General features: G+C 59.9%; 17 protein-coding genes. 9 read left to right on the plus strand and 8 right to left on the minus strand.

Going from position 1 to position 26,294, the window contains the following annotated elements; genetic code table 11:
* Positions 1-43: 43 nt before the first annotated feature.
* From KUV46_10725 to KUV46_10735, 3 genes are all read left to right on the plus strand, one after another.
* Positions 44-904 (plus strand): alpha/beta hydrolase, encoded by an 861-nt coding sequence (locus KUV46_10725; GenBank protein QYI99816.1) that lies wholly within the window; start codon positions 44-46, stop codon positions 902-904.
* Complete coding sequence (locus KUV46_10730; GenBank protein ID QYI99817.1) at positions 904-2,205, plus strand: MFS transporter; 1,302 nt, start codon at positions 904-906, stop codon at positions 2,203-2,205. The genes KUV46_10725 and KUV46_10730 overlap by 1 nt, the downstream gene beginning before the upstream one ends.
* A gap of 98 nt (positions 2,206-2,303) precedes the next feature.
* Complete coding sequence (locus KUV46_10735) at positions 2,304-2,552, plus strand: hypothetical protein (GenBank protein QYI99818.1); 249 nt, start codon at positions 2,304-2,306, stop codon at positions 2,550-2,552.
* Between the two features lie 122 nt (positions 2,553-2,674).
* Here KUV46_10735 and KUV46_10740 read toward each other — a convergent pair whose 3' ends face one another.
* Both KUV46_10740 and KUV46_10745 read right to left on the minus strand, forming a co-directional pair.
* Positions 2,675-5,293: a TonB-dependent receptor gene (locus tag KUV46_10740; protein ID QYI99819.1), complete on the minus strand. Its 2,619-nt coding sequence runs from the start codon at positions 5,291-5,293 to the stop codon at positions 2,675-2,677.
* 117 nt (positions 5,294-5,410) lie between these two features.
* On the minus strand, positions 5,411-6,613 hold the full coding sequence (locus tag KUV46_10745) for an acyl-CoA dehydrogenase family protein (GenBank protein ID QYI99820.1): 1,203 nt from the start codon (positions 6,611-6,613) through the stop codon (positions 5,411-5,413).
* Between the two features lie 101 nt (positions 6,614-6,714).
* Here KUV46_10745 and KUV46_10750 point away from each other — a divergent pair, with 101 nt between their 5' ends.
* Positions 6,715-7,461 carry a helix-turn-helix transcriptional regulator gene (locus KUV46_10750; GenBank protein QYI99821.1) on the plus strand — a complete coding sequence of 249 codons (747 nt, stop codon included), beginning with the start codon at positions 6,715-6,717 and terminating at the stop codon, positions 7,459-7,461.
* A gap of 38 nt (positions 7,462-7,499) precedes the next feature.
* On the opposite strand, the gene KUV46_10755 is transcribed toward KUV46_10750, so the two are convergent.
* Positions 7,500-9,191, minus strand: coding sequence for an acyl--CoA ligase (locus KUV46_10755; protein ID QYI99822.1), 1,692 nt, complete (start codon positions 9,189-9,191; stop codon positions 7,500-7,502).
* Positions 9,192-9,262: 71 nt separating this feature from the next.
* Complete coding sequence (locus tag KUV46_10760) at positions 9,263-10,696, minus strand: efflux transporter outer membrane subunit (protein ID QYI99823.1); 1,434 nt, start codon at positions 10,694-10,696, stop codon at positions 9,263-9,265.
* A gap of 95 nt (positions 10,697-10,791) precedes the next feature.
* On the opposite strand from KUV46_10760, the gene KUV46_10765 reads away from it, so the two are divergent.
* On the plus strand, positions 10,792-11,982 hold the full coding sequence (locus tag KUV46_10765; protein ID QYI99824.1) for an efflux RND transporter periplasmic adaptor subunit: 1,191 nt from the start codon (positions 10,792-10,794) through the stop codon (positions 11,980-11,982).
* Positions 11,979-15,155 carry an efflux RND transporter permease subunit gene (locus KUV46_10770; GenBank protein QYI99825.1) on the plus strand — a complete coding sequence of 1,059 codons (3,177 nt, stop codon included), beginning with the start codon at positions 11,979-11,981 and terminating at the stop codon, positions 15,153-15,155. The genes KUV46_10765 and KUV46_10770 overlap by 4 nt, the downstream gene beginning before the upstream one ends.
* A 15-nt stretch (positions 15,156-15,170) precedes the next feature.
* Here KUV46_10770 and KUV46_10775 read toward each other — a convergent pair whose 3' ends face one another.
* The gene (locus tag KUV46_10775) at positions 15,171-15,557 is read right to left on the minus strand and encodes a hypothetical protein (protein QYI99826.1); all 387 of its coding nucleotides are present in this window, start codon (positions 15,555-15,557) and stop codon (positions 15,171-15,173) included.
* A 330-nt stretch (positions 15,558-15,887) separates the two neighbouring features.
* Between KUV46_10775 and KUV46_10780 the strand changes: the two genes are divergently transcribed.
* Entirely contained in the window at positions 15,888-17,105 is a 1,218-nt protein-coding gene (locus KUV46_10780; protein QYI99827.1) for an alpha/beta fold hydrolase, read from the plus strand.
* A gap of 3 nt (positions 17,106-17,108) precedes the next feature.
* Here the strand turns inward: KUV46_10780 and KUV46_10785 are convergent, their stop codons facing one another.
* A complete protein-coding gene (locus tag KUV46_10785; GenBank protein QYI99828.1) occupies positions 17,109-19,100 on the minus strand; it encodes a sulfotransferase in 1,992 nt (663 codons plus the stop codon).
* A 77-nt stretch (positions 19,101-19,177) separates the two neighbouring features.
* Entirely contained in the window at positions 19,178-21,757 is a 2,580-nt protein-coding gene (locus KUV46_10790; protein ID QYI99829.1) for a TonB-dependent receptor, read from the minus strand.
* Between the two features lie 343 nt (positions 21,758-22,100).
* On the opposite strand from KUV46_10790, the gene KUV46_10795 reads away from it, so the two are divergent.
* Positions 22,101-23,696: a BCCT family transporter gene (locus KUV46_10795; GenBank protein ID QYI99830.1), complete on the plus strand. Its 1,596-nt coding sequence runs from the start codon at positions 22,101-22,103 to the stop codon at positions 23,694-23,696.
* A 17-nt stretch (positions 23,697-23,713) separates the two neighbouring features.
* Here the strand turns inward: KUV46_10795 and KUV46_10800 are convergent, their stop codons facing one another.
* Positions 23,714-24,538: a DUF4198 domain-containing protein gene (locus tag KUV46_10800; protein QYI99831.1), complete on the minus strand. Its 825-nt coding sequence runs from the start codon at positions 24,536-24,538 to the stop codon at positions 23,714-23,716.
* A 199-nt stretch (positions 24,539-24,737) separates the two neighbouring features.
* Here KUV46_10800 and KUV46_10805 point away from each other — a divergent pair, with 199 nt between their 5' ends.
* Entirely contained in the window at positions 24,738-26,294 is a 1,557-nt protein-coding gene (locus KUV46_10805) for a DUF4331 domain-containing protein (GenBank protein ID QYI99832.1), read from the plus strand.

Here is a 26,294-nt window from a genome sequence, read left to right on the forward strand (position 1 = left end):
GTTTGTGCCGGCCGCACCCTGTTTTTTACGGTAGGGACGTGCCTTGAGCGATATTCACTACAAGTCCGCCGACGGTCTCGACCTGTTCGCGAAATCCTACGGTCCGGAGGATGCCTCGCTCAGCGTGATCTGCATGCACGGGCTGACGCGGAACCATAAGGATTTCGAGCCGATGATTGAGCGGCTTGGACCTCAGTACCGTTTTATCGCGGTCGATGTTCGGGGGCGTGGCCAGTCGGATTGGTCGACCAAGCCTGAAACGTACTCGCCGCAAGTCTATGCACAGGACATGTTCGCGCTCGCTGACCAGCTTCAGCTCTCCCGCATGGCGTTGATCGGAACCTCCATGGGCGGCCTCATGGCCATGATCATGGGGAGGGTCGCGCCGGAGCGGATCAGTGGAATGGTCCTCAACGATGTCGGCCCCGTGGTGAACCCGGCTGGCCTTGCGCGGATCGCCGCCTATTCGAAGGACCCCAAGCCTGCCCCGACATGGCAAGCGGCGGCCGAGAAAGTGAAAGCCGCGCAGGCCGACGCCTTTCCGGGCTTTGGCGATGATGACTGGATGGCATTCGCAAAGAGGACATGGCGCGAGGAGCCAGATGGCTCTGTGCGTGCAGACTATGACCCCGAAATCACGCGCTCGCTCGGCGAAGCGAAGGCCGGGCTTATGACCAGATTTGCGATGTGGCGTCTGTTTGGGTCACTGAAATCGGTGCCGATTCTGATCCTGCGCGGCGAGACGTCCGACATCCTGACGACATCGACCGCCAAACGGATGGCGCGCCGGCATCCAGCCAGCGAGCTAGTGACCATTCCGGATCGCGGCCATGCACCTCTGCTTGATGAGCCCGCCACCATCAGCGCCATTTCGACATTCCTTCAGCGCCTGGAGACCAAGTGATGAGCCAGCAAGCCGCCGCCCCGAGCACCAGTTCAGTCCCCGGGCGCGCCTGGGTGCTTGCTGTCCTGACCCTTGTCTACACGTTCAACCATGTTGACCGGCAGATCCTCATCACCGTCATCGAGCCGATCAAGGCGGAGTTTGGTTTTTCCGATGGGCAGATTGGCTGGCTGACGGGCCTCGCTTTCGCAGCGCTATACGCCACGCTGGGTATTCCGGTGGCCATGTGGGCGGATCGCGGTAACCGGCGCAATATCATCGCGCTCGCGCTCACCATCTGGTCCGGTATGACGGCGCTGTCGGGCTTTGCGCAAAACTTCTGGCATCTCTTTCTTGCCCGTATGGGCGTGGGCATTGGCGAGTCCGGTGGCACGCCGCCCGCGACCAGCATGATTGCAGACCTCTATCCGCCCCAGCAGCGGGCCTTTGCGCTTGGTGTCTACACCTGCGGGATCGGCTTCGGGATCATGATCGGCTACATTCTGGGCGCTTATGTTTACGCCCATTTCGGATGGCGCGCGGCTTTCTTTGCCGCCGGTATTCCGGGGCTTGTCCTCGCCCTGCTGGTCCGCTTCACGGTGAAGGAGCCGGTGCGCGGTTTTTCTGACGCGAGCCAGCCGACTGAGGACGCGCCGGGCTTCGGCGAGACCATGAAGTTCATGCTGAGCCAGCGCAGCTACATGCTCATCCTGCTTGGCTGTCTTCTCATCTGTATCTCGGCTAACGCCTTCGTCGCGTTTACCTCCAGCTATCTGCAGCGCACATTCGATCTGCAGCCACAGGATGTCTCCTTGCCGCTCGGGCTGCTCATCGGCGGTGTCGGCGGGGCAGGGGCCATGATCCTTGGCGCGACGTGTGACCGGCTCTCGACAAAGGATTTGCGCTGGCGTCCATGGATCATCGCCGCGACCAGCGCTGTCGCGCTACCATTTGCCTGGATGTTCCTGAGCGCGCGGACCGTTGAGATGGCCTATATCTGGAACATCGTTCCGAGCTTTGTCGGTCTCATCTACGCCTCCATCGCCTATACAGCGACGCAGGAGCTGGTGCGGGTCCGGATGCGCTCGGTTGGCGCCGCTTTCACCCTGTTCTGCCTGACCCTTATCGGCATCGGCGGGGGACCGCTCATCGCGGGCACGATCAGCGACTATTTCGCGGCGGCCGGTCATGCGAGCCCGCTGGCGGATGCCCTGAAGGTGATCCTTGGCTTCAACGCCGCAAGCGTGATCTGTCTGATTCTTGCTGCGCGCTATTACCGCGATGATGCGGCGCGTGCCATGAAGGCCAGCATCGCCTCCTGAGGCCTTCCGCATACGCATGGATTCGCGCGACGGTTGAAGAGGGCTGGACAAGCCGTCAAACCGCTGATTAGCGTGCGTGGGGGGAAGGGGAGAGTTTCATGAAACTCTGTATTATGGACGGTGATACCGTTCTGCTGAACATTGAAGATCACCGGGTGGACCTGCCAAGCTCTGAACGTGAGCGGGCGACATCCATGATGCTTCTGAGCGAGGCGCTCGTGCTGCTCGCCAATGCGTGTGAGGCCGACGCGATTGAGGAAGCCGCGTCCGAGATGAGCGACTCCATCCGTGCGAGCATGACGATGCGTGTGCGCGCAGACGAGATTATCGAGAAAACCAAGCACTAGTCTGGAAGCTGTGGATCGGCGCAAGGCCGCGCAGAGCGTACCTTTTCTCTCAGCCAATAAAAAAGCGCCGACCCCACGAGGCCGGCACTTTCTGTTTTGGTCGGGCAAAAGACCCTTTGGGCCTAGAACCGGTAGGACAGGCTCGCACCATAGGTCCGCGGCTTGCCAGCAAAGCGCATGATCACGTTCGCGTTCGAGGTGATCTGCTGCCAGTAATACTCGTCGGTGAGGTTCTTGCCCCAGAGCGAGACTTCCCAGCCGCTGTTCAGTGAATAGAGCGCGACCGACCCGTTGAGCAGGCCGTAGGAGTCGATGTCGTACAGCGGGTTGTCCGGGTCGCCAGCCGTGGAGTCGCTCTGCCAGCGGCCGTTGAGTGCAGCGGAGAAGCCGAGGCTCTCATTCAGCGGACGATCATAGAGGAAGGTCAGGCTTGCTGCCGTTTCCGGGCTGTACAGGAACGGATCGCCCTGAACATTGGTCGGCCGTCCAGCAAAGTCGAACGTGTCGAAGCTGCCATACTCGGTGTTGAGCAGGGTCAGACCACCGATTGCCGTCAGATTGTCCGTCAGCAGCCAGGTGATTTCAGCGTCGAGGCCGTAGGCTTCAGCTTCCGGAGCGTTCTGGAGCTGCGAGAGCGCCGTGTAGATCGGATCCGGGAAGAACTGTGCACCCTGCTTGTCGGTGTAGTCATAGTAGAACAGGGCAGCGTTTGCCTGCATGCGGCCGTCGAGAAGACCAGCTTTCATGCCGACTTCATAGGCAAGCAGGCTTTCCTGCGTCGCCGGGAAGTTCTGCTCTGCCTTCGATGCAGCGTTCACCGGAGTTGCAGCCGACTTGTAGCCTTTCGACACGGACGCAAAGAGGAGGAGGTCCTGGAAGCGCTCTGGCGTGTAGTTCGCCACAACGCGCCAAGAGACGTTGTCTTCCTTCACATTCGACACCACAGGGCCGAACGCGTTGTTCACATCGCTATAGGTGTTACAGCCATTCTCCAGAACCGGAGCCGGTGGCACGTTCACGTTCGGATAGAAGTTCACGAAGAAGAAGCGGTTGAAGACGTTCACGTTCGGCTGCATCGAGCCATCAATGTCCGCCGAGCAACCGACATAATCCTGCTCGTCTTCGGTATACCGAACGCCTGTGATGAGCTCCCATTCTGGGGTCAGACGCCAGTTGGCATTCGCAAAGATGCTTGCGCTGGTCGACTCGAACTCACCGATGTCCTGATACTTCTGGAAGGAACCGAGAAGTTCATTCGGCGTGTATGGCAGGCCGGTTTCCGGATCGACGTTGATTGCGTTGATGAAGGCCTGTGTCTGCGCGACGAGGGCTGGCGGCAGGGCGCCAACTGGCACGCCGTTAAGAAGGGCGAGCGTATTGGCAGTGTCATAGGCAAGGCCCGTCGCGACAGCACTGATGAAGTTGCTGTTTGCGTTGTCGCGCAGCAGTGTCTGGTTGGCGTCGGTGATCTCGTCCTTGGAGTAGTAGGCACCGACCATCCAGTCAGCGATGCCGGTTGAGCCTTCAAGACGAAGTTCCTGGCTGAAGGAATCAATCTCAGCATTGATGTCCTGAAGAAGGATCGCGGCAGGCGCACCCGACCAGTCCAGAAGCGCTTCGCGTTCAAGCTGGTTGTAGCCGGTCAGCGACACGACCCGCATGCCGTTATCAAGACCCCAGTCGACGCCAAGCTTGTAGGCATTGAAGGTCGAGTCTTCTTCAAGCGGTCCGCGGAAGCCGGTGATACCAAATTCGGTATCTGCGCGGGCCGTGTACGGGGCCCAGTCGGCTTGCTCAGCCTCGGTCGGATTGTTGTTCAGCACATAGTTGACGACGCCGGGGGCGTTCGCACCCGCACCGCCACCAGCGAACGGGCTGAACGGGTTGGTTGCCGGCGTAAGACCGATGGCCTGACCACCAATGGTGTCAGACTGGTTGGTCCAGCCATTCCATGACAGGTCAACATCGATATTGCTGGTCGGCTGCCAGGCGATGGCCGCACGGAAGCCGAGCTTGTCGACCTTGCCGCGGTCTTCGTTTGGACGGGTATCGGAGCGCTGCCAGCCTTCGTCGCTGGTCTCCTGACGGGCCGCGAGGCGGAACTGCAGCGTATCAGCGATCGGCACGTTGATCATGCCTTCATAGTTGAAGGTATCATAATTGCCGACATCGGCGACCAGGAACAGTTCGTGCTCGTCAGATGGCTTGTTGGTGACAACGTTGATCAGGCCGGCCGTGGTGTTGCGGCCAAAGAGGGTGCCTTGCGGGCCTTTCAGGACTTCGACGCGGTTCACGTCGAACACCGGGCCTGAGTTCATGAACGGGAACGGATAGGCGACTTCGTCGACATAGGTACCGACCGTGGACGTCGCCGAGACGTTGATCGTGTTGAAGCCGATGCCGCGAAGCGTGTAGGTCGGCACGCCCTGATAGGATTGCGAGACCGAGAAGCTCGGGATGACTGATTGAAGGTCATCGACGCTATCGACGCGGAGGTCTTCGATCTGGTCTTCACCGAAAGCCTGGATCGACATTGGCACGTCGAGAACGGACTCCTCGCGGCGCTGGGCGGTCACCTGGATCGAAGTGAGGCGACGCTGGGCCTCTTCAGGTTCCTGCTGCGTGGTGGTGACCGTCTCGTCGCTCGAGGTGTCCTGCGCAAAAGCCGGCGACAGGCCTGCTGCAAGCGCGATAGCCGTGCTCGAGATGAGGGTGTGGCGTAGTGTGACTCGTTGGATCAAATTTTCCTCCCTGGGATTCCGGCTTTTGACCGGTTGTTATGCCCGGGGAGGGTCGCCTCAGAGTCATTCCCAAACAAGCTATTGAAACTGACAGGGGATGCAATTCTGCAACAATTGCTAGAGGCCCAGGAGCAGCTTCGCCATCACGTTCCGCTGAACCTCGTTCGAGCCGCCATAGATCGTAGCCGCGCGGTTGTTGAGATAGCGGGGCATTGCGGTCAAGCTGTAGTCCGGGCCGACGGGTTCGACGTTGGAGCCGGGTTGGCGCGCAGCCATCTGGTCGACATTTCCGTAAAGGCCTGCCGCTTCAATCCCGAGCGTATCGACCTTTTGCATCACTTCGGTGCGCGCAGTCTTGAGCATGGATGAGGCTGCACCGGGATTCTGGCCACCCGCGAGAGCAGACGCAACGCGTTGCTCTGTGACGGTAATGGCTTCAAGCGCGATCCTTGTGTCAGAGAAGCGACGCTTGAAGGCAGGATCGCTCGCCAGCGGCTTGCCATCATGGCCTGCCTCTGCATGCGCCATGACGCGAACCCGCTCCAATGCTGCCTCAATGCCTGCGGAGGACCCGCCTCCGCGCTCAAATTCGAGCAGATATTTGGCGACGGTCCAGCCGTCATTCTCTTCTCCAAGGCGGCCTGATTTCGGCACGCGGACATCGTCGAAGAAAACCTGGTTCACTTCATGCTCGCCGGCCATGGTGATGATTGGTTCGACACGGATGCCTGGCGTCTTCATGTCGAGCAGGAGGAATGTGATGCCTTGCTGCGGCTTTCCTTCGGTCGACGTGCGTACGAGACAGAACATCTTGTTCGCGTGATGGGCCTGCGTCGTCCAGATCTTGGAGCCATTCAGAATATAGTCGTCGCCGTCGGACACCGCGCGCATCTGGAGGCTGGCAAGGTCAGAGCCAGAGCCGGGCTCTGAATAGCCCTGACACCAATAGTCTTCACCATTCAGGATGCGCGGCAGGTAATAGGCTTTCTGCTCCTCAGTGCCGTAGCCCATGATGCAGGGGCCAACCATCTGCAGCCCCATGGGCGAGAGAGACGGCGTGCCAGCCTTCGCGCACTCCGACGCGAAGATGTATTTCTGCATCTCGTCCCAGCCCGGGCCGCCATACTCTTCCGGCCAATGCGGCGCAGCCCAGCCCTTTTCATTCAGGATTTTGAGCCAGGGCAGGTTATGTTCGGGCTCGCTGAAGGCACTCGTGGTCAGACGTCCTGCTTTCGCAAGTTCCGGTGGCAGGTTTTCTGCGAGGAAGCTGCGGACTTCCTCACGAAACAGTTCATGCTTCTTTTCGAGTGCTAACTTCATCCCTGCGCCCTTTTTCTGATGATCGGTGTCGACATGTCTTAGCGGCAGGGTTGCAGAATAGCGCGGTCAAGAACAAGCTAATACTAATAATAGGTCAGATCATGTCCAACGCATTGTCCTCCCGGTCGCTCGAAGATGCTTTGCTGTCCCTTGCCCGCGAAGTCGCTGATGCTGGCAAGCGCATAGGATTGCCCTTCAATGCTGTGAGTGCAGATATCTCCAGCCCAGAGCCCATGTGCGATGCCGAAGGCCGCCCCTTTGCCGAGACAATCTTTCACTGGATCGATCCCAAGCTCGAATACTGGAAAGATCGGATGTTTGCCCTGCGCTCAACTCTGGTTCATGCGACGCGCACCTGCGCTGAGCCCTTCTTCTATTCCGGTGGGAAGGTCATGAGCTGGCGGCCAAATGATGCGCTCGTTGCAGCTACGGACCCGGACCAGTACGCAGCGGCAAACATCGGTGCGGCGATTATCTGCCCGGTCCATCTTCCCGGTGGCGCGATCGGTGCCGTTGTCTGGGCTTCTGATCAGGCGATCGACATCACCGAAGCCTTCGCCCAGCAGGCAGACTACCTGCACGCGCTCGCCCTGCGGTTCGTTGCCACCTATCACGATGCGCGCGATCTGGGGCCGCAGGGGCCTGCGGTCTATCTCACGCGCCGTGAAATCCAGTGCCTGAAATGGGCGGCTGCTGGCAAGACGGATGCAGAAATAGCCACAATCATGGACATTTCAGTGCCAACGGTGCGGTTCCACATCACCAATAGCGCGACCAAGCTTGGCGTGGCCGGAAAGGCCCGCGCCATCCAGCGCGCCTCGACGCTGGGCTATATTGGTCACGAATAGGCTCGCCGGACCTTTCGGCCCGGCGTCACCCTGCAGGTCTAGATATTGGCGCTCAGCCTGTCGCGTAGCTCGCGCTTGAGGAACTTGCCGCTGGCATTGCGGGGCAGGGGCTCATCAAGGATCCAGATGTAACGAGGCACCTTGTGCTTCGCCATGATCGCGGCGCAATGCTCGCGGATCGCGTCTTCGGTGACCTGCTTGCCGGGCTTTGCAACGATGGCTGCGCCAACTTCTTCGCCAAGGCGCTCATCGGGGATGCCGAAGACAGAACATTCGGCAACGTCATTGTGGCGATAAAGGGCCGCTTCGACCTCAGCGCAGTAGATGTTTTCGCCGCCGCGCAGGACCATGTCCTTCTTGCGGTCCACGATATAGATGAAGCCATCCTCATCCATCTTGGCGATGTCGCCAGTGTGAAGCCATCCACCATCCGTGATGGTCTCCGCCGTCGCTTCAGGGCGGTTGATATACCCCTTGATGACGGATGAGCCGCGCACCCAGAGCTCACCGCGCTCACCGGTCGGGACTTCATTGCCATCAGGGTCGACGCATTTGGCCTCATAGCTCGGCATGGCCGGGCCTGCGCTATCTGGCCTGTCAACATAGAAGTCTGCGGCGATGGAGGTAATGATCCCGCAGGTTTCGGTCATGCCATAGCCCGTATTCGGGCGGGCCGTGGCGACCTTCTCCTCAATGGCAAGCACGAGGTCCGGCGGCACCTGCGCCCCGCCGCCACCAAGCGCGAGGAGGCTGGACGTATCGGTCTTGTCGAAATCTGGATGGTTGATCAGCTCACGTGCCATGACGGGAACGCCGCTGACCGTCATAATGCGATGCTTCTCGATCAGCCGCAGCGCTTCGCCCGCTTCCCATTTATACATCAGCACCATCTTCCCGCCCGCCGCGGTCACCGCATAGGCGGCGCAATTATTGGCCGTCACGTGGAAGAGGGGCGTATTGATCAGCGTCACCGGAACAGGTGGTGGATCAGGCGGCACCTCGCCCGTCGCATACATCACCGCCAGCGCAGATGAGGCGCGCGCATAGAGCATATTGTAGAGGTTCGACACGCAGCCGCGATGGGTAAGTTGGGCGCCCTTCGGAAACCCGGTGGTGCCGGACGTGTAGAAGATGCAGGCGTCGCTGTCCGGGTCGACGGTGACATCAGGAAGGTCGCCGCCGGTCGCGATAACGTCTTTCCAGTCGATGACATCTTCGGGCACCTCATCAAGGCGCACGCCGACCAGTTTGGCGCCCTGTACCATGTCCGGCTTCTGGCGCACGCGGGCGAGGCGTTCCTCGTCGAGGAAAAGCACGGCCGGATCGGAGTCCTTCAGCGCGTAGGCCATCTCCTCAGCGGTCCACCAGGCATTCATGCCCACGACGGTGATGCCGACCGCGCAGCAGGCCCAGTAGATAATCATCCATTCGGGGAAATTGCGCATGGAGATCGCGACGCGGTCGCCGGGCTTCACGCCCTGCTTGAACAGCCAGTTCGCGACCGAGTTGGAGAGCGCGTGCGTCTCGCCATAGGTCAGCTTTTCGTCGTGATAGATCAGATAGTCGCGGTCAGCGAATTCAAGCGTCGAGAGCCAGACTTCACGCACGCTGGGCGGAGCGGTCTTCCAGGCCCGGATCCGGTTGCCGAGAATTTCCTGCTCGACGATTTCAAAGTCGCCGCCTGGGCCGGTGAGTTCGCTTTTGGCCCGCTTGAGTTCCTCGTAGTACATGTTCCGCCCTGTGTTTTATGTTTCGGCCACTCTTACACTGAGTTGGCCGTCCGAAAACACCGGACGCGGCGTCAGCCTCCGAAGGCGGCGTATATCCCGACGCGGCGGCGGAGCGCTTCGTAGCGGGCCTGAAGTTCTCCGTCCTCAGCTGACAAGGTCTGGCGCTGGGCATCGATCAGGCTCAGCAGGCTCTCGGCGCCTTCGCGGTACCGGATTTCAATCAGGTCGCGGGCGCGCGTGGCTGCCTCGAGAGCGCCAGACCTGAAGGCTGTTTCCTCCACGGCGTAATTATAGCCTAGCAGCGCGGCGTCCGCCTCTGTCAGCGCGTCGAGCACTGTGCCTTCGAAATTGGCCCGAGCCGCTTCGACATCCGCTTCCGCCTGCTCAATCTGTGCACGGGTCAGCGGCAGGTTGAAGATGCCCCAGCTCAGCCGCGGACCGAAATTATAGCCCAGCGCATCGGCGCTGAAGAGCTCGCTGGGCTCGCCAGCCTGGTAGTTTGCCTGCCCGGAGAGTGTCAGGCTTGGATAGAGGTCAGCCGTTTCAATACCGACCCTGTAGGTCGCAGCAGCAAGCTGGCGCTCGGCCGCGCGGATATCGGGCCGGCGGCGAAGAAGCTCCTTCGGCTGGCCGATCTCGACCGGGCCGAAAGCCTCCACCGGCTCAAGTGCGTCGGTGCCGCCCGGCTGGAGCGCTGGATACGTCTCATAGAAATCAGGAAGGGTGTAACCGGTGAGGCGTGCGAGCCCAGTTACGGTCTGCGCGCGGGCCGCTTTCAGCGCGCTGACCGCCGCCTTGGTCGTCTGCACCAGATTGGTCTGGCGCTCGACATCGATATCGGCCACTTCACCCGCTTCACGCAGGCGAACAGTCAGGCCAAGCACATCCTCCTGGCGTTCGACATTCCTCTCATTCACTGAAATGCGGGCATCGAGCTCGCGAAGGGTGAGATAGGTGCGCGCTGTTTCAGCCAGGATCGCGCGCGCCGCATCGGCTGCAATTGCCTCGCGCCCGCCGAGCGCCGCTTCGGCCTGCGCAATGCCGTTCGCCGTGCGTCCGAACAGATCAGCCTGCCAGCTGAGTTCTGCGCCCGCAGAGTACAGAGTTTGCGCTTCAAACTCGAAAGGTACGTTGGCGCCAAGGCTCGCGGCTGACTGCTTCTGGCGTACCACCGACGCGTTGAGGGCACCCATTGGCAAGGCGGCAGAGCGCGCAGCGCCCAGGGCCGCCTGCGCATTGGCGACATTCGCAGCCGCCTCCTCGATGCTTGGATTGCGAGCCTTTGCGTCCTCGATCAGTGCCGTCAACAGTTCGTCATTGAACGCCGTCCACCAGTCGGACCGGGGCAGCTGGCCGGGCGCGAGCACATCGGAATCTCCAGCGACCCAACTATCCTGATAGACTTCTGTCTCTGGCGGATCATATTCAGGCCCGACGGTCAGGCACGCTGAGAGGGAGAGCGCGCAGGCAGCAACTGCCGGTATCCGAAGCAGAGTTTTCATCATGACAGTCCTGCGGCTCGCTGACCTCTTGTCTGTAACCTGTCGATCTATATCCAATCGAACAAGAGACCTAATGCGCCAACAAGATCGAAACAGCCATGTCTGAAGATTACCGATCACAGGAATCTGAAAAGAAGCCGAGCTGGATCTGGTGGCTCGCAGGTCTCGGGGTGCTTGGCCTTGGTATTCTGATCATGATGCTGGCCGGTGCGGGAAGTGGTCCTGAAGAAGGCGCCGTCGCGCAGGAAGACAGCATTCCCTATGTCGAGACGGTTCGCCCCGAGCAGGCTGGCTCGACCTTCATGGTAAGGGCGCCGGGCCGTATCCAGCCCCGCGAGCGTCTCGACCTAGTGGGCGAAGTGTCTGGCAAGGTCACAAACGTCAATCCGGACCTGCAGGCCGGTGGGCGTATCGGCCGGGGTGAAACCATCCTGCAGATCGATGACGGAGACCTCCGCGCCAATCTGGAGCGTGCGCAAGCGCAGCTCGCGACAGCTGAAGCACGCCTGAGTCAGGCCGAAGCCGAACGTGATCGCCAGATCAATCTCGCTGACATTGGCGCCTCCCCGGAAAAGGCTGCCGAGCAAGCCATCGCCGCCTATGAGGACGCCGAGGCCGGCGTCAGGCAGGCTAGATCCCAGCTTGTGATCGCAAGACGCAATCTTCAGAAGTCGTCGATCGTTTCGCCTTTCGACGCCATTGTCGTTTCCGAAACAGTTGCGCCGGGCACCTTCGTCTCACCGGGCCAACCGCTCGCCCGGCTGATCAGCGCAGGCGAGGGCGAGATACAGGCCGGCCTGCCTGCCAAGGATGTCCGGGCTGTGCGCAGTGCACTGGCGGTGCGCGGTGACACTCAGCTGCCCGTAAGGGCTGTGCCAAACGCCACTTCACTCAGTGCGACAGATATTGATGGCTATCTCGCTGAATTTTCGCCTGAAATTGATCAGCAATCGCGCACGGCAACGGTCATCGCCGTCTTCCCGGACGCCTTCGCGCCAGAGAACCAGGGCGACATCTTTGCAGGCGACTATATGGACCTCCTGATCGAAGGACGCTCCGATACGCCGATGTGGCGTGTGCCAGACGGGGCGGTCCGTCAGGATGCGTTTGTGTGGGTCGTCGGCACCAATGAACAGATCCGCCGCGTCAATGTCGAAACGGTTGATCGTGATGAGGACGGTGTGCTGATCCGCGCGCCGGGACTGTCTGCCGGCGACAGTCTGATGCTTACAGTTCTGGCAGAAGAAATCGACGGGATGCGGGTGCACCTGCAGGAGACCCAGTCTTGATCCGGATGATCGAGGGCGTCCTTGCCAACCGGGTGGCGGCAAACCTCCTGATGGTCTTCCTCGTCATATCGGGACTGGCCTCTCTGTCTGCCCTGAATGTACGCGTTTTTCCGCCGATTGAGACCTATACGATTTCCGTCACCGTCCCTTACCCGGGCGCGACGCCTGAGGACGTAGAGACTTCCATTGTTCGCCCCATTGAAGAGCGGCTGGAAGGACTTGAGGGGATCGACAAGATCACCAGTCTCGCCGCCTCCGGCGTTGGCAATGTCGTCGTCGATATTCCCGAAAGCGAAGACATCTCCGAGATGCTCGACGAGGTGAAGAACGAGATCGGCCGGATCACTGTTTTCCCTCAGGCGGCAGAGGCCCCGCAGATTTCAGAGGTCGAGGCTGACGAGCTGGTCGCCCAGATCATTCTTCATGGCGATACAGATCGGCAGACACTGAAACAGGCCGCCGACCGTGTGAGAAGAGAACTCGCAGCCAAGGACGGCCTTTCGCTGGTCGAGATCGGCGGCGTTGCTGACTATCTGATCGAAATCGCCGTTTCCGAAGAAGAGCTGCGTGCGCGCAATCTCAGCCTCACATCGATTGCGCAGGTGATATCCCAGCAGAGTCTCGATCTGTCCGCAGGCGAGATCGAGAATGACCGCCAGCTTCTTCGTGTGCGCGCCGTCGGAGAACGCAGAACTGGCGCTGAGTTCGAGAACATCGTGGTTGGCGCAGGCCGCAATGGCGCGCCAATCTATCTCGAGGATATCGCAGCCATCCATGACGGACTTTCTGATGATCCGGTAGAGGCCAATTATGCAGGCGACCCGGCGGTCACGGTGTCCGTTTTCAGGGTCGGGCGGGAAAAGACGCTCGATAATGCGCAGATTGTCCGTGAGTATCTCGACACTGAGATCGACGCGGCGTTGCCGGGGAATGTCGAGTATGTGCTCTGGCGCGACGAGGCGGTAAACCTTCGCTCGCGCATCGATCTTCTCGTCCGCAACGCCGTGCTGGGTTTGGTGCTGGTGACGCTGCTGCTCTTACTCTTCCTCGACATCAGGATCGCTTTCTGGGTTGCGCTGGGGGTGGGTGTCAGCTTTGTCGGCGCTTTCTTCCCGATGCTCATCTTTGGCATCACCATCAACCAACTCTCGCTGTTCGGCTTCATCCTGGCCATCGGCATTATCGTCGATGACGCTATCGTGGTGGGGGAGAACATCCACGCCAACTGGCGTGCCGGGGCAGGGCAGATGGAGGCTGCGCGTCTCGGTGTGACGCGCGTGGCGCGGCCCGTCCTCTTCTCGGTTTCGACTACGATGACAGCTTTCGTGCCGATCCTTCTCGTACCGGGCCTGTTCGGACAGTTTCTGGGTCAGGTCTCAGCCGTCGTGATCGTGCTGCTCTTTTTGTCGCTGGTCGAAAGCCTCTTCGTGCTGCCGCGGCATCTCTCTCATCTCAGCGATGAGCCTCCCGGACGATATTCGCCCCGCCGCTTTGCCGACCCGGTGCGCGACCGTGTTGCCGGTGCGCTGCGCAAATTCTCTGCAGGGCCGCTGAAGAAAGCGATGCAGTTTGTTGTCCTGCGCCCGGTCATGGTCCTACTGATGGGTTTTGGCATCCTCTTCGCCACGCAGGCGCTGACGGCCAGCGGCTATGTCAAATTCATCTTCTTCCCAGCAGTAGAGGGCGACTACGTCACTGCGGAACTGGAGCTTGCTGAAGGCAGCTCGGAAGATCAGACGCGCCGGTTTGCGATGCAGATCGAACAGGCCGCCACGCTCGCGATCGAAGATGTAACCAGCCGCGACGACGGCCTCGTGGGTGTGCTGTGGCAGATCGCCGAACCACTCGGCGGTAACGAAGCCAACGCCACAGGCGGCGGCGCCGGCGCCATCTCGGGTAACCGCGCTTTCGTCGTCGCCCAGCTTCAGGAGTCGAGCAGCCGCGATTTTGCCGCGCGTGACTTTGAGCGCGCCTGGCGCGAACAGGTTGGCCGCATCCCCGGCGCAGAAAAGCTCACCTTCACCTCTGACCTCGTCAGTCCCGGCGCGCCTATCCAGCTACAGATATCTGCGCGCACAGACGAGGAAACACGCGAAGCCGTGCTGGAACTTCGACGCGCACTCGAAAGCCGCCCCGGCGTCTATGACGTTCGTGACGACCGCTTCCGGACAACTGAAGAAGTCCAGATCCAGCTGAAACCGCTCGCGCGCAATTACGGCCTCACGCAGAGCGATCTGGCCCGGGAGGTTCGTGCGGCCTTCTTTGGCGCAGAAGCCGTCCGCATCCAGCGCGACCGCGAGGAAATTCCCGTCCGCGTCCGCCTGCCGGAAGGTGAGCGGGCTTCGCTCGAGACGCTGAAGCGCCTGCGCGTGAAAGTGGGTGAAGGCTATATCCCTATGGAGGCGCTTGCCGACCTTACCATCGCGCCCGCACCGGCAGCCATCAACCGCGTGAACGGGCGGCGTATCTATTCGCTCAACGCCTTCGTCGATGAGGACATCACCACGGCTGACACCGTCTCGGCCTATATGTTCGAACAGGCCCTGCCGGAGCTTCAGCAGGACTATGAAGACCTCACCATGCAGGTTTCCGGCGATCAGGAGGATCAGGCCGAAGCCCAGCCTGTGCTCGCACGGAACTTCATGCTGGCACTTATCGTGATCTACAGCCTGCTGGCGCTCAACTTTCGCTCATACAGCCAGCCGCTCGTCATCATGGGCGCCATCCCGTTCGGCTATGTGGGCGCACTGATCGGACATGGCCTGCTCGGCGCGGACCTGACGCTTCTGTCTTTCTTCGGGATCATTGGCCTCTCGGGCGTCATCATCAACGCGTCGCTGATGGTGACTGACTTCCTCAATGAGCGGCTTGAGAATGGTGAAGAGCCTGTGGAAGCGGTCGTGTCGGCCATGCTCGACCGCTTCAGGGCGATCCTGCTGACGACGCTCACGACCTTCCTTGGTGTGACGCCAATCATCCTCGAGACGAGCATTCAGGCCCAGTTCCTGATCCCGACAGCCATCTCGCTTGGCTTTGGTATCCTGATCGGGACCTTCCTTCTCATCTTCATATTGCCAGCCCTGCTGACCATCCATCTGCGCATCTTCGGCGTGCCAGACAGCCGTGTCGAAAATGAAAACGGGCACAGCGATAAAGCTGCGCCCGCATCCTGAGTTAAATTTTGAAAGCTAGCTGCCGAAGCCGTCGCCAACGCCGAAGTCGCGGCGGGCCGACACGATGCTCACGATCACGCCCACCATGACGTCGATGAGGACGAGACAGGTGAAGAGGAAGAAAGTGGCGGTCGCGAAATTGGCGAACAGGATGAAGCATACGATGCAGGTTAGCAGTACCGCCATCGACGCCATGTGATTAATCATGGCGCTGGAGCGCGAGCTCGTCGATTTCATGAGTTCGATTGACAGCAGCACCAGCGAGACGAGTAGCAGGATATCCCCAACCTGCATCTTCCAGCTGACGCCGGACACCATCGAAATCGAGAACAGCGTTGCATTGAGCGTTCCAGCAATCGCTGGCGTCTCGTCCATGTGCTGGCCGCCCGCAATAACGGCCATGATGACGTAAACTATAAAGGGGAAAACTAGCAGTGGCGTGATCTTTTCGATCCGCCTCAAAGTCCCCACTTTTGGCCGGGATCTGCTTGATCCTGTTTGATCGCTCATCCTGATATCCTTTCCAGTAACGGCGTCTCATGCGCAGCCCTGCACAAGTTAGTAACCAAACTTGCCCGGCACGTCGATGCATGTCGCCGATTACGCGAATTAGTTAAATGGGCTGACGACGAAGCAATCGACTGTTTCTGCCAATGTTTCTCCCCTTCGCGGATTGGTAAAGCGCCCTAAATGAGGCAGTGAGCACGTCTCAGGCGGCAACGGGCAGGATTGATGGCAGAACGCGAATTCAAAGGCTTCGGCGGTCTTCTACTCAGCGCAGACATGCGCGGATCGGAAGATGACCCGTCCGTTCTGCTGCTTCACGGCGGCGGGCAGACCCGTCACGTCTGGCAGGAAACGGCCGACGCGCTGGTGAAGGCGGGCCGCCATGTCATCAGTCTTGATCTTCGCGGCCATGGCCGCAGCGCGCGCTCTGAAGATGCGCGCTATGAATTTGATGCTTGCGTGGAAGACCTGCGCGCCGTGCTCGCGCAGCTTGCTTCGCGTCCTGTTGTTGTCGGAGCAGGGCTCGGCGGCTGGATCGCGCTGACGGCAATCGGGGAGGACGGGGCCCACCTCGCATCCGGCCTTGTCCTCGCAGATGCCCCGCCAGAAATTGACCTTCGCACCGCTGGCGCACTCGCGGCCTCTATCCGCTCGGCCCCGGCTCAGACGGAGAATGTCGATCCGGTCTTCGGTGACGTGATCGATGTCGAAAAGTCGAGTGAGCGTATATCGCTCGCCGCCTCCGGCCTCAAAGTGCCGGTCCTGTTCGTCCGCGGCGCTCTCAGCAGCTTTGGCAACCGCGACGCCGCAAACCGCTTCGTCGAGAAGGTTGCCACCGCAGAGTTCGCAGAGATCGAAGACGCCGGCCACCTTGCCGTATTCGACCGGTCTGATGCATTCAGCGCCGTCCTGCTCGACTTTCTGGAACGCCGCGTCCCGCGCGTGATGCCTGATTACAAGCAGGGATCGGATGCGCGAACACTGCGTGACGCGCTCGGCTGCTTTGCGACCGGGGTGACGGTCGTCACCACCATGTCGGCAGAAGGTGAGCCAGTCGGATTGACGGCAAACTCCTTTACCTCGGTCTCGCTGGACCCTCCGCTGCTGCTGGTCTGCATCGCCAAAAGCTCGTCCAGTCTTGAAGCGCTGGAGGCCTCGAAGCGCTTTGCCGTCAACGTCCTGCATATTGGCCAGCAGCCTGTTTCCAACACGTTTGCCATGCCGGGCGAGGACAGGTTCTCGCAGACGCCATGGCAGGAAGGTCAGTACGGATCGCCGCTCATTTCAGGCGCTCTCGCCAATTTCGAATGTATCAAGTTCGACATGCATGATGGCGGGGACCATGTGATCCTCATCGGCAAGGTGGAGCGCGCAAAGTACGAGCCGCGCCGCGATCCGCTTCTTTATTTCAAGGGCAAGTACCGCCGGCTGCACTTTGCCTGAGAACTAGCGATAGTCCGTGAGGGCAGGGCCAAGCGCGTCTTTCAGCGGGCCGAGATGCGCTTCAAAGTTGCGCCACTGGTCGACGCCGGAGCGGCTGATCGGCTGGCGGACCTGTTCCGAACTTGCCGTGCGGACGGCGCGCTCTGTCTTGTGGAAGTCGACGCAGGCCTGCTCAAAAGGCAGGCCGCAATAATCCAGGATACGCCGGACCTGACCTTCAAGATCGTCGATGACATCCTCATGCTGGACGCGCAGCACCTTGCCCGGAAGCACGCGGTCCCAATGCGCCATCATCTCGATATAGATGCGGTAGTAATTGCCAATATCGTCGAGGCTGTAGCTGAACTCCTGACCTTCAGCGAAGAGCTGCTTGAAGCCTGAGAAGCAACAGGCCATCGGTTCACGGCGCGCGTCGATGATCTTCGCATTTGGCAGGATCAGGCTGATCAGCCCGATATGCCTGAAATTATTGGGCATCTTGTCTGTAAAGAAGGGCGCGCCGCGGCGATGGATCGCCGTATTGGCGATATAGTCCTGGCCGAGGGCTGCCAGCTCCTCATCCGGCAATTCATGCAGAATCCGCGGATAGCGCTCACGGTCTGAAATCTGTTTGCGCCCGCGCAGCCGGTGAGCCAGCGAAAGGATGTTCGGCAATTCCAGCGTGCCATCGACTTGGCTGTGCGAAGCGAGGATCTGCTCGATCAGCGTCGAGCCTGCACGGGGAAGGCCGACGATAAAGATAGGGGCCGGGTCGCCATGGCCAGCACCGGCGCGTTTCTCGAACAGATCGCGCGTACAGTGCTCGATCTGTCCATCGGCCTCGGCGCGCATCTGCTCGGTCGTGTAGCGGATCTGCGCCTTCTTCAGCCCGTTGCCGCTGCTATAGGCCTCGAAAGCCTCATCATAGGACTTCGCGTCTTCCAGTGCCTTGCCGAGCGCAAAGGCGAGGTGGACGCGGCCCATGAAGTGCAGGTTGGGATCGGATAGCGCCCCTCGCATGACGTCGATATCGGCGGGGCTGAACTTGTAGGTCTTCAGATTGGCGAGGGCATACCAGGCATCGCCGTGCAGCGGGTTTACCTCAACGGCCCGGCGGTAGGATGCAATCGCTTCCTCGGTGCGCGCAGCGGTCTTCAGCGCGTGGCCTTGCGAGGTCAACGTTGCAAGATCGTCGGGAAGAACGCTGAGTACCTCGTCAAAGATGCCCAGCGCTTCGTTATAATTGCCCGCTTGCATGGCCTCGATGGCGTAGATCGATTTGAAGACCGGGCTTTCCGGGTCATGCTTCAGAAGTTGTTCGGCCTGCGTGAGGGCCGCTTCGTATTTCTGGCGTTTGCGCAGCACCTGAACATGGTCGATGCGAAGCTGCGGATTGGCCGGGTCGAGCTCGATCGCTGTCTCCAGAAGAAAGTCTGCATCCTCATGCACACCAAGCCGCGTGCCGATATCTGCAAGAAGGCGCATGCCTTCAATGTGACGCGGGTTCTTCTGAAGGAAGGCGCGGGCAATCCGCTCTGCATGGATGAGGCGGCCTTCATGCACATAGTTGGTGACGGCCAGCAGTTCTGGAGGCAGCCGCTTCAGCCTGTCGGCCTGCGCGCGAGCATGGGCGGCGTCTTCAGCGCGCCCCGATGCGGAGAGGATTTCGGCCTGCGCCGTCCAGCTGGCGACAAGCGCCGGATTGTAGCGCACGGCGCGCTGATAGGCGGTCAGCGCCGCATCGCCGTGGCCGGTCTTGCGGTGCAGATGCCCTTCTTCCTGAAAGGCGCGGCCAAAATCAGGTGACAGGTGTTTGAGGTGATCGAGATGACGGAAGGCGGTGTCCGTCTCACCCAGATACCGGGCGCAGGCGGCAGCCATATAGATGGCGTCCTGATGGTCCGGTGTGTCCTTGAGGATGATATCCAAAGCATCGGAAGCTGCCTTGAACTCCCCGCGCTGCATCAGAGCGCGAACCTGTTTCAGCTGATCGGCTGTCGTTTCCGCTTCGGTCATTTCATCCATTCAAAAGTAATGCAGCGTCCCGAATAACCGGGACGCTGCGATAGAAGCAAGTTTGGCTCCGTTGACGACTAGTAGTCGTACTTCAGACGGATGCCGATCGTGCGTGGACGGATCGGGGTGACCCGCTCACGGTCGAAGATGAAGCTGCCGCTAAGCTCGGCATATTCATTGGTGAGGTTGGTGGCGAAGAGTTCCGCGCCCCAATTGTCACCCGTGATGCCTGCGGTGGCGCCGAAGGTCACATAGCCATCGAGGTCCATCTTGTTGATCTCGATCACGTCGGTGACGGAGTCATCGGAGAAGACCACTTGCGGCATGATGTGAGCCCGCACGCGCTGACCGGCAATCTCCTGCTCGAGATCCCACTCATAGCGAACGCGCAGATTGCCCTGATAGGCCGGCGCGAAAGCCAGCTCGGAGCCCACGACGACATCGTCAGTAGGAACAAGAACGTCCGTGATTTCCGAATCCAGGAGCGAGAAGGCGCCTGCAACGGTCAGGCCATCAATGCTTGCCGGAAGCCAGGTGAAGTCACCCTCGATGCCCTTCAGCTCTGCATTCGCCGCGTTATCGGAGAAGAAGAGGTTGACGATGGACGGGTCGAAAATGGTCGTCTGGAGGCCTTCAATGTCGACGAAGAAGGCTGCGCCATTGAAGCGAAGCGAATTGTCGAACAGTTCGGTTTTCCAGCCGAGTTCATAGTTCTGAACTTCATCCGTATCGACGGCGTAAGGCACGGTGTAATTGTTCGGACCTGCTGCGCCGCCTGGACGGTTGAGAAGACCAGCGCGGTAGCCTTCGGAATACGTCGCGTAGAAGAGCGTATTCTCGGTCGGCGTCCATTCACCGGTCGCTTTCAGGATAACGCCGTCGGTCGCTGCCTTGTCGGGAGCATCCGCAGGGCCGTTAGGTCCGTACAGGAACGAGATGTTCGTACCGAAGACCTGCTGGTCGGTGTCAGCAAACAGGTTGAAGAAGGACGAGTTGGCTGAGCCTTCAAGGTCAACTTCGACATCGTAATACCGTGCGCCCAGCGTGAGGGCGAACTGGTCTGTGAGGTCGAATGTCGTCTCACCGAAGATACCGATCTGTTCGTCAGTGCGAAGTACGTCATTGCGGAAGATGACGCCTGCCGGGAACGGACCAGGCTGACTGAAATAGCCTTGCGTCTCATCGCCCACATCGCCCGGCGTCGCCGCGCCATTGGTCAGCGGGAAGTTTGGCGCGAAGCCAACAGACCCATCGGTGTAAACCACCTGCGTGGAGCCCGGATAGATAAAGTCGTTGCGCTCAGCGAGTTCGAGGTCGCTGTAGAACGCACCGAAGGTTGCGCGCCAGCGATATTCATCTGGCGTGTTGAAGCGCAGCTCGTGCGTCTGGACCTTCGTTTCCGAGTGCGAACGCACCGAAAGGTTCGGGGCGTAACACGTGCCCGCAGGCGCAGCGCCCGTCGGATAGGTCACGTCATAGTCACAGATATAATAGGGCAGATACTGGCCAACGAAGAGGTAGTCGGAATAATCGACGACCTGATCAGTCGTCCGCTCAGTGTACGCACCGGTATAGATCGCTTCGAGCATGCCGAGGCGGCCTTCGAGCGTCCAGGCGGTGGAGTGGAAGTCGTCTTCGATCTTTTCAGGCGTGAAGCGGACGATGTCGTAATCGTCGAGTTCTGGGTCAGCGAAAAAGACGCCGTCGGCTTCAATGCCCTGTTGCGAGTGCTGGATCAGCAGGTCCCAGTCCTGATTGAACTCGTAATAGCCGCTTAGACGGAAGCCCTGATACGTCACATCATTGACGTCGTTCTCGGCAATCGTACCGTTATTCGCATCGATAAAGGTCACGCCTGAAAGGTCAGCGCCGGCCTGGAAGCCTTCGCGCTGTGCAGAGACCGGAACGCCGTTGTCGCGGACGGTGCCTTGTGCACGGAAGCGAGCGGATTCGCGGGTCGAAAGCGTGCCGCCGACATTGTCGATATAGCCGCCCTGGGTGTCGGTATAGACAACACCGCGCACAGCGAGCTTGTCGGTCACCGGCAGGTTGATCATCGCTTCGACGCTGTTGCTCATCTCACCGCCATCGGTGAACGCGGTCGATGCCTTGAAGCCGGCGTCAAAGCCAGCAAGCGACGGCTTGTTGGTGATGAGGCGGACCGTACCTGCCTGCGAGCTCGCGCCGAACAGCGTGCCCTGCGGGCCGGAGAGGACCTCTACGCGCTCAAGGTCGGCTGCGTACACATCGAGGTTACGGCCTGGTTGCGCCAGAGGCTGCTCGTCGAGATAGAAAGAGACGTTCGGTGCGAGGCCTGCCACACCAGCAACCGTCAGGTTTGGTGTCGTGGAGGCGAGGCCGCGGATATAGATCGTGTTCTGGCCTGGACCGGAGCCGCCAGCGGTCACGCCAGGCAGCTGGACCAGATAGTCGCTGAAGTTCTTGACGCCGAGGTTGTCGAGCTCCTGCTCGCCAAGCGCGCTGACCGTGACAGGAATATCCTGCGCGCTCTCGGAACGCTTGGTCGCGGTGACCGTTACGGTTGTCAGACGTCTGTTGTTCTGGGCAGCCGGTTCCTGAGACTGCGCCATTGCCGGAGTGGCAGCTACAATAGTGCCGATGGCGAGCAACGATGCTCCGCCGAAAAGCTTGTTCATGAATTACCCCATTTATTCGTGGTCGCGTGTAGACATGCGAAAGGCCCCCTCGCGGGTTTCAGTCTGAAACCAAATCGCGCCCGGGCACCGACCCCACATAGGGCGTTAGTTCATCAAATAAAATAAAATAGTCAATAATTTGCCATGTTTGTGGACCCGAACGTATGCTGCGGTGCAAAAAATTCAATAATTTCAATATGTTTATGCGTGGTTGCAACATTGCAACATGTTTAGATATTTGTTGAAACCTTGAAAGTCGGCCCCTGATATAAAGATCAGGACTATTCTAATTATTCGTCTTTCAAACAATCGACGGCGATTTCCATACTGGAGACATTGAATTATGAGTGAACCTGACGGTGATACTGAGTACACGACAGATTATGAGGTCGGACAGGACAACGTCGAATGGTTCGGGCTCGACATTCACAACCCGGTCTTTTTCCTGAGCGCCGGTCTTGTTCTTGTCTTCGCTATCACCTCACTCGTATTCCCGCAGGCCAGCGGCTTTGCCTTGCAGGCTTCCAGAACCTGGACCCTTGAGACGTTCGACTGGCTGTTTGCGCTGACGCCGCCGCTCATTCTTCTCTTCTGTCTTGCGCTTGCTTTTTCGCCGCTTGGCAAAATCCGTCTCGGCGGACCTGATGCGAAGCCTGAGTTCAGCATCCCCTCCTGGGTTGCCATGCTCTTTGCGGCCGGTGTCGGCATCGGCTTCATGTTCTACGGGTCCGCAGAGCCGCTCGCCTATTATTCAGACTGGTTCGGCACGCCGCTTAACGTCGAGGCTGACAGTGAGCAGGCCCGCAAACTCGCTTTCAGTGCCACGCTGTTCCACTGGGGTGTTGCCCCATGGGGTGTCTACGCTGTCGTCGGCCTCGCCTTGGGTTTCTTCGCCTACAATAAAGGTCTGCCGCTCACTATCCGGTCAGCCTTCTATCCGATCCTGGGTGATCGCGTCTGGGGCTTCTGGGGGCATGTCATCGACACCTTCGCCGTCATCTCTACCGTCTTCGGCCTCGCGACCACCATTGGCATCGGCGCCGCGCAAGCCAGCAGCGGCATTGGCTTCCTGACCGGCATGCAGGTCAGCGTCGGTCTCCAGACGCTCCTGATCGCAGCCATCACAGGCCTTGCCGTCATATCCGTGCTGCGCGGTCTCGATGGCGGCGTGAAGCTTTTGTCGGACATCAACATGACCATTGCGGTCATCCTGATGTTATTCGTACTCGTCGCTGGTCCGACGATCGCCATCATTAGCGGACTTGGAGAGAATTTTTTCGCTTACATCAAGGATGCGCCGGGCCTGACCAACTGGTTTGGGCGTGAGGACACCGCCTGGTTCCACGACTGGACCATCTTCTACTGGGCCTGGTGGATTTCTTGGTCGCCATTCGTCGGCATGTTCATCGCCCGCATTTCAAAAGGCCGTACGGTCAGGGAGTATTTCTCTGTCGTCCTTCTCGCGCCGGTCGCGATATGCGTTCTCTGGTTCACGACCTTCGGGGAAACCGCCATCCAGCAATATGAGGCCGGGCAGGGCGAGCTTGGTGATGGCATGACGACCGCCGCGCTGACGCTCTTCCACATGCTGGACAGCCTGCCATTCTCGATCATTACATCCTGCGCCGCGATCTTCCTGCTCGTTGTGTTCATCGTCACATCGGCAGACTCTGGCGCGCTTGTGATCGACAGCATCACGTCTGGCGGCAAGACGGATTCGCCCGTGCCACAGCGCGTCTTCTGGGCGTGCATGCTGGGTGTGACGGCCTCCATGCTTCTCTATGGCGGCGGGCGCGATACACTAAACTCCCTGCAGGCCGGTACGATCACGGCCGCGCTGCCTTTCACATCCATCCTGCTCGCAAGCTGTATCAGCCTCTTCCTCGGCATGCGCCATGAGCACAAGGTGATGAAGGAGCTGAAAGAAGTCGACGCTTAGACCGGCGGCCTGCCCTCTTAGCTGGGGCAGGGGCTTTGCGTGTCGAAAGTCAAGCTTGAGAAGACCGTCTGATAGTCAGCGCCTTCCAGCAGGCCTGCTGCGGCTTCAGCCCAGACAGTGTGGACGAGCCAGCGGCCTTCCGTCAGTGACGCTGAGATATCAACTTCTCCCTCGGCGTCGGTCTCGGCGCTGAAGTGGACCGTTTCATCATCGAGATCCGTGATATGAAGCGTCGCGCCTGAGACCGGGGCGCCGTGATAGTGCACCTTGATTGGCATCACGTCGCCGTCGTCCCACTCCACCGGGTTTGCACCGGGAATGACTTCGAGCGTCAGGCCGAGCTCCTTGCCCCAGACGTCAGACACTTCCGCCGGGCAGCCCACCTGAACGAGCGCTTTGCCGCGGCGAGAGTAAAGCTCCTTGCCGGGCTGGTCTTCTGCGCGATTGGCGGCGCGATCCAGCATGATCGGGCGAATGCCTTCTTCCTCGGCATAGTCATTAAACTTGCCCGCTTCGAGTTCGCTGAAGCTGTTCGTTGTTTCGACAGAAATGAGGTGCATCCCCGGCGCGTCGAGGGTGACCGAGAGCTCTCCGGTCAGGCTTTCAGCGCCGCGTACCTGACTTTGCGGTCCATTTGGCCCGAGGGTCTGAAAGCCGATTATGCGGTGCGGGCTGACTGGCCAATCTGATTTGTCGGAGCCATGCCCGACAAAAAGGCTGACGGGCAAGCCCTCACCTTCGGCTGGCGTGAAGGTTTCTGGCTGGACCCAGAAATCGTGGGCGTGCGCGCTGCCCGCTACCGCCGTGGCGGCTAAAATCGACAGTGAAATCATGCGCTTCATGGTTGTCCTCCTCAAAATGCAAAACAGTTACGATGGGCGCCCTGAAACGGGTGCAGCGCTTCGACCTCGCAGCGCACGCGGCGCTCCCGCCAGATTTTTTTTGCCGCCGGCGCACCTTCAAACCTTTCCGGGTCGTAACTGTCCCCGCGTCTGACACGAAAGGGCGCCAGACAAACTTTTCTTGAGAGGGAACGCCGAAATGAAATTGTCTCATGTCTCCATGGCAGCGTTGACTGTCGCCGCTGCAGGCGCGTTGCTCGCGCCAGCACTGGCGTCCAGCCACCGCGAAGCGCCAGGAATCACCGAACAGCCAAAAGTAGATGGCACCGACTTCTACATGTTCCGCAGCTATGAGAATGGCCGGTCGGACTATGTGACCTTTATCGCCAACTATCAGCCGCTACAGGCGCCATATGGTGGGCCGAACTATTTCACGATGGACCCGGACGCGATCTACGAGATTCACGTCGACGTCGATGGTGACGCCGTTGAGGACCTGACCTTCCAGTTCGATTTCGAGAACACCCTTCGCGATGGCACTGGTATCACCGTGCCGGTAGGCGACAAGCAACTTTCCATCCCGCTTCGTCAGGCGGGGCAGATTCGTGCAGGCAATCAGGCCTCGCTCGGCGAACTGGAAACCTATAGAGTTGCGCTTGTAACCGGCGACCGCCGCGAAGGCACACGTACCGAGCTCGGCAGGTTCACAAAGCCAGTCGACAATATCGGCAACAAGACGCTGCCGGACTATGCCGGCTACGCAAACAGCTTCATTTCCACGATTGATATTCCAGGTTGCGGCACCGGCCGGGTGTTCGCGGGCCAGCGTGCCGAGGCCTTCGCCGTCAATCTCGGTGAGGTATTTGATCTGGTGAACCTTGTGCCGATCGAGGGCGACAGCAGTGCTGGTGCCGGCGATGGCAATGGTTTCCCAGGTGGGATTACGCAGGACCGCGCCAATGACGATCTCGTCGGCAAGGCGAACGTCACCTCACTTGCGCTTGAAGTGCCGATCAGCTGCCTTGATGAGGATGGCGATGGCATTATCGGCGGCTGGACAACAGCGAGCCTGCCCCAGGCCGAGATTGAAGATCCGTCGCCGACCTACAACCAGACATCGCTTTATGGCGGCGCCTTTGTCCAGCAGTCGCGCCTGTCTGCGCCGCTCGTGAACGAAGTCGTCATTGGCCTGCCGGACAAGGATCTGTTCAACGCAGCTCAGCCAACGCAGGACTCAGCTCTGGCCGACTATGTCACCAACCCGACATTGCCAGTCCTGCTCGATATCCTTTTCCGCGATGCCGTGAACGGCACGCTCGGAACGGATTTCGAGACAATCGCGCCAACGAACCTGCCGCGTCAGGACCTGGTTGCCGCATTCCTGACCGGCATTGAAGGCCTGAACCAGCCAGCCGGTGTGACGCCGTCAGAGATGATGCGCCTCAATATGGGCATTCCGGCAACGCCGCGAGGGTCGCAAAACAATCTCGGTGTGCTGGGCGATGATCTTGCTGGCTTCCCGAATGGCCGCAGGCCAGGCGATGACACTGTCGACATCGCACTGCGCGTGGTCATGGGGCGCCTCTGCCATCCGGTAACGATTGGCGGTACTTCAACGGATCTCGGCTTCTGCGACCCTGAGGATGCGAATGTCGGGACCGCGCCATTCACCGACGGCGCGCCGATCACTGCGGTCGAACTGCAGAACCAGTTCCCATACCTCAACACGCCGATCGCCGGCTCACCGAACAACTAG

This window comes from Thalassovita mediterranea (assembly GCA_019448215.1).
Taxonomy (GTDB): Bacteria; Pseudomonadota; Alphaproteobacteria; order Caulobacterales; family Hyphomonadaceae; genus Henriciella.

Coding starts and splice junctions, on each gene's coding strand:
- KUV46_10760 (QYI99823.1), bottom strand. CDS start 10,696: ATGATGAAAACTCTGCTTCGGATACCGGCAGTTGCTGCCTGCGCGCTC.
- KUV46_10800 (QYI99831.1), bottom strand. CDS start 24,538: ATGAAGCGCATGATTTCACTGTCGATTTTAGCCGCCACGGCGGTAGCG.
- KUV46_10735 (QYI99818.1), top strand. CDS start 2,304: ATGAAACTCTGTATTATGGACGGTGATACCGTTCTGCTGAACATTGAA.
- KUV46_10755 (QYI99822.1), bottom strand. CDS start 9,191: ATGTACTACGAGGAACTCAAGCGGGCCAAAAGCGAACTCACCGGCCCA.
- KUV46_10795 (QYI99830.1), top strand. CDS start 22,101: ATGAGTGAACCTGACGGTGATACTGAGTACACGACAGATTATGAGGTC.
- KUV46_10775 (QYI99826.1), bottom strand. CDS start 15,557: ATGGCCGTTATTGCGGGCGGCCAGCACATGGACGAGACGCCAGCGATT.
- KUV46_10805 (QYI99832.1), top strand. CDS start 24,738: ATGAAATTGTCTCATGTCTCCATGGCAGCGTTGACTGTCGCCGCTGCA.
- KUV46_10780 (QYI99827.1), top strand. CDS start 15,888: ATGGCAGAACGCGAATTCAAAGGCTTCGGCGGTCTTCTACTCAGCGCA.
- KUV46_10750 (QYI99821.1), top strand. CDS start 6,715: ATGTCCAACGCATTGTCCTCCCGGTCGCTCGAAGATGCTTTGCTGTCC.
- KUV46_10730 (QYI99817.1), top strand. CDS start 904: ATGAGCCAGCAAGCCGCCGCCCCGAGCACCAGTTCAGTCCCCGGGCGC.
- KUV46_10765 (QYI99824.1), top strand. CDS start 10,792: ATGTCTGAAGATTACCGATCACAGGAATCTGAAAAGAAGCCGAGCTGG.
- KUV46_10785 (QYI99828.1), bottom strand. CDS start 19,100: ATGACCGAAGCGGAAACGACAGCCGATCAGCTGAAACAGGTTCGCGCT.
- KUV46_10745 (QYI99820.1), bottom strand. CDS start 6,613: ATGAAGTTAGCACTCGAAAAGAAGCATGAACTGTTTCGTGAGGAAGTC.
- KUV46_10790 (QYI99829.1), bottom strand. CDS start 21,757: ATGAACAAGCTTTTCGGCGGAGCATCGTTGCTCGCCATCGGCACTATT.